Origin of the sequence: Actinophytocola oryzae (genome assembly GCF_004364325.1) — a bacterium.
In the GTDB taxonomy this organism is placed as follows: domain Bacteria; phylum Actinomycetota; class Actinomycetes; order Mycobacteriales; family Pseudonocardiaceae; genus Actinophytocola; species Actinophytocola oryzae.
Window position 1 is genome coordinate 239,868 of sequence record NZ_SOCP01000013.1, and the last position, 6,987, is coordinate 246,854.

Sequence of the window (6,987 nt, forward strand, 5' to 3'; positions counted from 1 at the left end):
GGCCGACCCCTGATGGCCATCAAGGACGCCTTCGTGGCCGTTGGGTGCCCACGCCGGTCGACCGATCCCCGGTGCGGTTCGGGCGCGCTACGCGCCGGGCCGGTTCCCGGTCGACCGGCGGGATGTTCTTCGCGAGGCCGAACACGTTCTCCGGGTCGTGGACCAGTTTCAGCTCGCGCAGGCGGGCGTGGTTTGCGGCCGTGAACGCGGTGTGGGTGCGGGACGGGTCGGCCAGGAAGTTCAGGAACGGCCCGCCCGTCGCGTGGGCCGCGACCTTCGCTGCCGAGGCCTGGCCGTCGCGGCCCTGAGTTGACCACGGTGGACCATCACCTCGGCCCCCAGTCGCGGAAAGGCCAAGCGGCATGCTCTGATCTGTTCTTCGAGGTCAGTCCTCAGTGTACTTGGCCGAGTAAAGGGATCGATGCCCGCCGTCATGCGACGACCGGTAGCGGTCGTCAGCGCGGTGGCGCGACCGATTCGATGTTGGCGATGGTGAACTCGCGGTCGGCGCCTCGTAGGTGACAGTAGGAGTCGAGCCAACGGCCGTAGATTTGCGTCGGGCGGATCTCGCGGATGGTGCGCGAGCCGTTCTTGTCGCGGTAGGCGATCAGGACGTCCTCCTGATGGTCCACCGCGTGGCTCAGGAGTGCGAGCTCCGCGTCGTCGAGCCGTGAGTTGAGCTTCGCGAGCAGGGCAACGGTGTCGCTTTTCGGCGCGTGCTCGCCCTTCGGGTCCGCCGCCAGGCTCCCGGCCAGGTCGAACGCTGAGACCCGGGTCCTGGACCGGACTCCGACCTCGGTGTCGGCCTGGTGCTCCTCGTCCCGCTCGACGACGATCGCCCCGGACTCGTCCTCCGCCACCGGCGCCATGCCGGCCGCCCGCAGGGAGGCGAGCACCCGGTCCGGCTCGGCGAGGCTGGACAGCACCGTAGGGGCCAACTGGGCGAACCCCAGCTTGGCGAGCGACTGGGTGTGGAGGATCTCGGCTACCAGAGCCTCATCCGCGACGACGCACGACCGGGCCGCCCGGACCCGCACGTGACCGTGCCGGCGGGCGGTGTCGGTGACCAGGTACTCGAGTGGCTGCGGCACGGCACGGTCCGCGACCCCGGCCAGCTCCTCCAGCAGCTCCCGCGCGGTCCAGCCGGTGTCGAGGGCGGCACGCACGCTGGCCGGGGTGAAGCGCCACACGGCGGCGTCGCCGCGGGTCTCGTTGACCGCCACCGCCGCGAGCAGCCTGGCCACGGCCACGGTCGGCTGCCCGGCCACCACCGCGGTGAGGTCGGACTGCAGAGTCACCCCGCACGGGGTCTCCGGCAGCAACGGTGCACAGCGCCGGGCGATGTCGGCGACCACGTCGTCCACATCGGTTCCGGCGAGCAGCGCCGCGCCGAGCTCGGACACGCGGTCGTCGGCGACCACACCCAGCAGCTCCGCCTCCCGGACCGTGGCGGCCAGCTTCTCGTCCCGGGCCTCCGGCGGGTAGCCGTGCAGCGGGCACAACCAGTCGACCGCCGCGCCCGCGCCCCGTACCGACAGCCCGTCGCCGGCCGCGCGCAGCACCGCCCGGCGCATCCCACCGGCCATCGACATCAGCGGCAACGGTGGCGGCAGCTCCCGGTCGTCGTCGATGTCCCGCATCAGTGGTGCGTGCTCCAGTTCGTGCCACGCGGCTGTCGCCACCGCCCACTGGTGGCTCGGCGGGGCGTCCCGCCACGCCGCGTACGCACCGGTCGGCGCGTAGCCGTCGGGCACCTCGCCGAGCAGCCCGGCGGCGTAGGCGATGTCGATCCACAACGGCACCACGTCGTCGCCGATCGACAGCCGCTTCGCCAGCTTGCCTCGTTCCCGAGGGCCTACGCCGCCCTTCTTCAGCGCGGCGACCGGTGTCCGGCCGGCCTCGTCGAGGAGTGTGGACAGCGCCCGGACCGTCTCCCGGGCCGCGGCCTGCGCGGCTGTTCGCACCCGGGCGGCCGGGACCGTCGCCGCGGCGATCTCGGGTCGTCCCGTGAGCCCGCTCGCGTTCTCGGCGAGCCACGCCGCGACCGCGACCTCTCGTGGCACCTGCGGCTGCCTGTTCGTCCGCAGCACCAGACCGGCCCGGACCAGCAGCTCGGTCGGGTCGGACCGGCGCGACCGCGTGTCCACGAACCCGAACATGATCCCGGACTGGCCGAGGCGCAGCTCCTCCAGCCGCAGCCGAGCCGGCGCCGGCAACTCGCCCATCACCGTCGCCAGCCGCCGCGGGTCCGCCAGTGCCTCGCTCAGGGCCGCGACCAGCTCGGACTTGCGCTTGCCAGCCGCCGCGACCCCATGCGCCGCGACCGCGTCCCGTAGGTCGTCGACCAGCACCGTGGCAGCGAGCTTGGCCACCGGCGGGCCACCGCCGATGTCGGCCGTCCAGTGGTTGTGCAGGTCGTCGGGCAGACGCACCACGCCGGCGTCGGGCCACGCCAGCCCGACGCCGAACAGGACGTCCACCTCCGCACGCACCGCGCGCTCCGGCACGTCGAGCAACCGCGCGACGGCGGACACGGTCGCCGACTCGCCGAGCACAGCCACCGCCTGCCCCACGGCCAGCGTGTCCTGGTTCAACCGGTGGAGCGCGGCGACGATCGAACCCGGTCCGGACAGCCGCTGCGCCAGCTGCGAGAACCCACGAGGCACCGGCTCGACCCGCACGTCCGAACGCGCGGCCAGCAGCGCCACCAGCGCCTCATTGTCCAAAGTAGACAGATAAACGGCGAACGACACGTCACCATCCTCGTGTTCGGCTCGGTTCGCGGGCCCGATGATAACGATGACCGACCCCAGGATGACCCAGGCGCGCCACTCCCACGGGCGAACGCGATCGGCTGATCACGCTCGCCCGTCCGACCATCTCGCTACCAACGCACAATTCAACAAAGGACGCTGCGGCCGGTACGAGGTGCGCATCGAATTCACCGACTGCTCGACAGCCGAGACGCTCGCTCAACACGTCTCGGCCCCGCGGTCGAAACCCTCCACAACGAAGAGGTACACACCGGCTGGTGGTTCCTACGCACGCACCCCTGTTGGCGAATCCGGCCGCACCGCGGCCGTCAACCGTGTCCTGGACGGTCTGACCGTCACAGGACACCTAGCCCGTTGGTGGCCGAGAACCATTGTGTCGTCGGTGCAGGCGATGATGGGCATGCTGGTACCTTGTGTCGACGCTGCGACCGACCACCTGCGCCGACCGCGGCAGCGGCTGTCTGTGGGGCTGGACGAGCCGGAGCCCACCGCTCACGTGGAGCCGGTCGTCGCCCAGCACACCGAATCACGCCCCCCACCCCGAGTCCGCGTTCACCAGTGCACTCGATCACGCCCGCATTCCCGGTACTCACCGGGCGCCGTCGTCACCAGGAACGACGACGCCAGCCGCGGCAACCGCCTAGACCTGCTCACCGTCGACCGCCGACGCCGACTGGGCACCGGACCTGCGACGATCCTCGAACTTGATCTCACACCTGCCCACCAGCGCGACACCAGCACCGATCGTCATGGCCACCGGAGCGGCCAACGCGGCGACGACCCCGAGAGCCACCGGCACCTCCAACACGACGTCGTCCTTGCTGTCCCGCACAACCACCCGACGGTTGACGCCCTCGCCGACCAGCCCGCGCACGGCGTCGACCACCGAGTCGACGGCGGAACGGGAGTACTCGGGCCTGGATTCGCTCATGACTCTCCTCGAACTACGGATTTCCTGTACAACTCCAGCCTGCCCATGACCAGACGCCATGCCATCAGGGTTTCCCCCTGACCTCCACCTGATTCGACCCCCAGGGCCGCAAGGGACCACCTCGCCCCTGCCCGAACAGGAGGCCGAAACCTACACCGAATGGTTCGCCAACCTGGCCCGACCGATCCCGGGTGCGGCTCCCACGACGAAGCCCCTTTCCACTCGTCGAGGACGTGATCGGGAACTGGCACCTAACAGCGCAGGTACCAAGGCGTCTGTCGTGAACATGATGGATGATGACCTACGCGAGGACGGCGCGTCGAACCCGCCGATCCGCGCCCACCTCTCGTACACGCGGACCATGACCTCGGCAACGACGTCCTCGGCCAACGCCCGGTCAGTACCACCGCGAACCGCGGCAACGCGCGCAACCGCGCCGCCGTGAACTCGTCGAACGTCAGGTGACTCCCCAGTTCCGGACGCCGTCACCCATGACATCCGCCGGCCGGCGGATGTGTTGTGCGCGACGGGCCGCGATCTCAGCGAGCCACGGTGCGGCCCCTCGGCAGGCTGCCGCTCGCCAGCAGCAGCACCATCGGCAGCCCGTAGAACACGGCGATGTCCACGGCGAAGGACGACACGCCGAAAACGTACCTGAGCACGACCGCCATGAACGGCAGCATGAGCACGAGACCGACGCGGCGGCCGACCCGCGAGCGGCGGCCGCACGCGACGAGACCGCCGGCACCGACCACGGCGAGAGCCGCCGGGTCGACGTAGCGGATGCCGTGGGCCAGGACCGCGAGCGCGATGGACGCGACGACCGCGCACGCCATCACCGCGAACCCGCGCCACCGCACCAGTGCCAGCCCGCGAGCGGGCCCCGGCGAGAACGTGAGCGCGGCGGCCGTCAGTACCCCGAGCAGCACCCAGCCGGCGTCCATGCCGTGCCATTCGACGATGTAGTAGGGCGAGGAGACGTTGAGCGCCAGCTGCACGAGCACGGCCGCCCAGGCACCCACCGCGGCGGCGATCCGCCGCCGGCGCGCGGCGAGCACCGCGACGACGATCCAGATCAGCCACACCGGTGCGCCAGGGATCTGCGCCTGCCACCACATCCTGAACAGGGCGCCGGCCTTGAGCCACCACGCGACCTCGTGCACGGCGGCCGCGGCGCCTGCGAGCATGGCGACCGGCCCGAGCAGGCTCACGACGGCGAGCACGTCCCGGCTGTCGACACCCCCGTCCGCGGCGACGATCCGCCGCAGGTGCAGCCGGAGCGCACCCCACAGCAGGTCGGCGGTGTCCCGCCAGCCGGGACGGGTCCGATCGCCCGCGGCGGCCAAGAGGACACCGAGCATCTCGTCGGCGGTGCTCTCCCGGTGGTCGCGTGGGTAGAGGGCCAACAGCCGGCGGTAGCGCCGTTCCAGGCCGCTCACGCGGTTCCCCCCGGCAGGGCGCGCAGGCGCTGGTCGGCCACGCGGGCGTGTGCCTGCAGCCTCGTCACCTCGGTCGCCAGCCGCGTGACACCCTGCTCGGTCAGCCGGTAGTACCGGCGCAACCGGCCGTCGACCACCTCCTCGCGGTCGACGGCCACCCAGCCGTCGGCGGCCAGCCGGTCGAGCGCGGTGTAGAGGGTGCCGGCCCGCAGCCGCACCCGCCCACCCGAGATCTCCTCGATGTCGAGCAGGATCCCGTACCCGTGCTGGGGCCTGGACGCCAACGCCGTGAGGATCAGGAAGGTGGGCTCCCGCAACGCCCCATCTTTCATACGACCGGTATATACCGATGATCGAACTATGGCAAGTGGGCACCCCTCCCCTTCGCGTCAGACGCCGAGGGCCTCCGCCGCCAGCGCTGTCCCCTCGATCCTGGCCCGGACCTTGGCGAAGGCGGTGTCCCGTGACGTGGACGTGTCGTCGGCGAACGGCGAGAAACCGCAGTCGTCGCACGTGCCGAGCCGGTCGACGGGGAGGAACTCCGCCGCCTCGAGGACCCGGTCACGCACCTCCTCCGCGGTCTCGACGCGGGGGTCGATCGGGTCGACCACGCCGACGAAGATCCGCTGGCCGTCCGTGACGTGGTCCCTGACGATCCCGAGGACCCGCCTGCGGTCCTGCTCACTGGCGAGCTGCAGGTAGAAGTTGCCGGCGTGCAGGCGCAACAGCTCCGGCAGCAGCTCCGCGTAGTCGACGTCCAGGCTGTGCGCGGAGTCCTGGTCGCCGCCGGGGCACGTGTGCACGCCGATCCGCGTGCGCTCCTCGGCGCTGAAGCGGTCGAGCACCGTGTTGTTGAGATCGACGAAGTCCCGCAGGACGCCCTTCGACGGGTCGAGCTTGAGCGAGAGCCTGCCCTCGGTGAAGTCCAGCTGAACCGAGGCCGCACCACCGTCGAGGCACTGCCGGATGTCGCGCTCGGCCTGGTCGACCAGGTCTGCGATGAACTGCTCGCGCGGGTACCCGTCGATCCCGTCCGCCGGGTAGAGCAGGCTCAACGCCGACGGCGCGATCACCGCCTGCTTGACCGGCACGGTGGCGATCCGGCGCGCGGCGGCCAGGTACCCGGCGGCGAACGTCCCGTACCGGAAGGGGCCGGCCGTCAACCGGGGCAGCTGCCGGGTGTGACCGTCCGCGAACGGGATCACCACCCCGTCCGGCACCAGCGTGTCGATGCCGGTCAGCGGGTAGGTGGCGAAGCTGGGCTTGGTTTGCTCCCCGTCGGTCACGACCGGCGAGCCGAGCTCCTCGAGCCGCTTGATGGTCTCGGTCAGGGCCTGCTCGGCCAACCCCGCCAGCTCGTCGGCGGGCACTGCCCGAGCCATCCCGTCGAGCAGGTAGGCGGGCCGCGGCATGCTGCCGATGGGCTCCGTGGGAATCGACACGTGTTACCTCCCGGTGATCGGATGATTACCGAGAGAACACGGTAACGGCGATTCTCACAACTCCATTCCCCCGGACGGGTTGGAGACCGTCTTCTCGGGACTGTCCACCACGACCGCCTCGGTCGTGAGGAACAGCGCGGCGATCGACGCGGCGTTCTGCAGCGCCGAACGGGTGACCTTGGTCGGGTCGATGATGCCCGCGGCCACGAGGTCGCGGTACTCCCCCGTCGCGGCGTCGAGCCCCTCGCCAGGCGGCAGGGACCTGACCTTCGCCACGACCACACCGCCCTCCATGCCCGCGTTGACGGCGATCTGCTTCAGGGGCGCCTCGACGGCGACCTTGACGATCTGCGCACCAGTGGCCTCGTCACCCTCGAGACGAAGACCCGCGAACGCCGCCT

At 71.1% G+C, this 6,987-nt stretch carries 7 protein-coding genes; all 7 read right to left on the minus strand.

All coding sequences use genetic code 11. From position 1 onward, the window contains the following. Positions 1 to 19: 19 nt before the first annotated feature. Positions 20 to 364 carry a BBE domain-containing protein gene (locus tag CLV71_RS31640; protein ID WP_133906531.1) on the minus strand — a complete coding sequence of 115 codons (345 nt, stop codon included), beginning with the start codon at positions 362 to 364 and terminating at the stop codon, positions 20 to 22. 91 nt (positions 365 to 455) lie between these two features. Beyond that, positions 456 to 2,753, minus strand: a complete 2,298-nt coding sequence (locus CLV71_RS31645) for a helicase-associated domain-containing protein (RefSeq protein ID WP_243866831.1) — start codon at positions 2,751 to 2,753, stop codon at positions 456 to 458. Positions 2,754 to 3,414: 661 nt separating this feature from the next. Then, the gene (locus CLV71_RS31650) at positions 3,415 to 3,705 is read right to left on the minus strand and encodes a DUF4342 domain-containing protein (protein WP_166664327.1); all 291 of its coding nucleotides are present in this window, start codon (positions 3,703 to 3,705) and stop codon (positions 3,415 to 3,417) included. Between the two features lie 539 nt (positions 3,706 to 4,244). Continuing rightward, positions 4,245 to 5,144 (minus strand): hypothetical protein, encoded by a 900-nt coding sequence (locus CLV71_RS31655; protein ID WP_133906534.1) that lies wholly within the window; start codon positions 5,142 to 5,144, stop codon positions 4,245 to 4,247. Beyond that, on the minus strand, positions 5,141 to 5,476 hold the full coding sequence (locus CLV71_RS31660; RefSeq protein WP_243866832.1) for a PadR family transcriptional regulator: 336 nt from the start codon (positions 5,474 to 5,476) through the stop codon (positions 5,141 to 5,143). Before CLV71_RS31660 ends, CLV71_RS31655 begins: the two co-directional genes overlap by 4 nt. Positions 5,477 to 5,533: 57 nt before the next feature. Next, the gene (locus CLV71_RS31665) at positions 5,534 to 6,586 is read right to left on the minus strand and encodes a cobalamin-independent methionine synthase II family protein (RefSeq protein WP_133906535.1); all 1,053 of its coding nucleotides are present in this window, start codon (positions 6,584 to 6,586) and stop codon (positions 5,534 to 5,536) included. Positions 6,587 to 6,640: 54 nt separating this feature from the next. Further along, on the minus strand, positions 6,641 to 6,987 hold a 347-nt coding region (locus CLV71_RS31670), incomplete at its 5' end, for a TCP-1/cpn60 chaperonin family protein (RefSeq protein WP_279588767.1).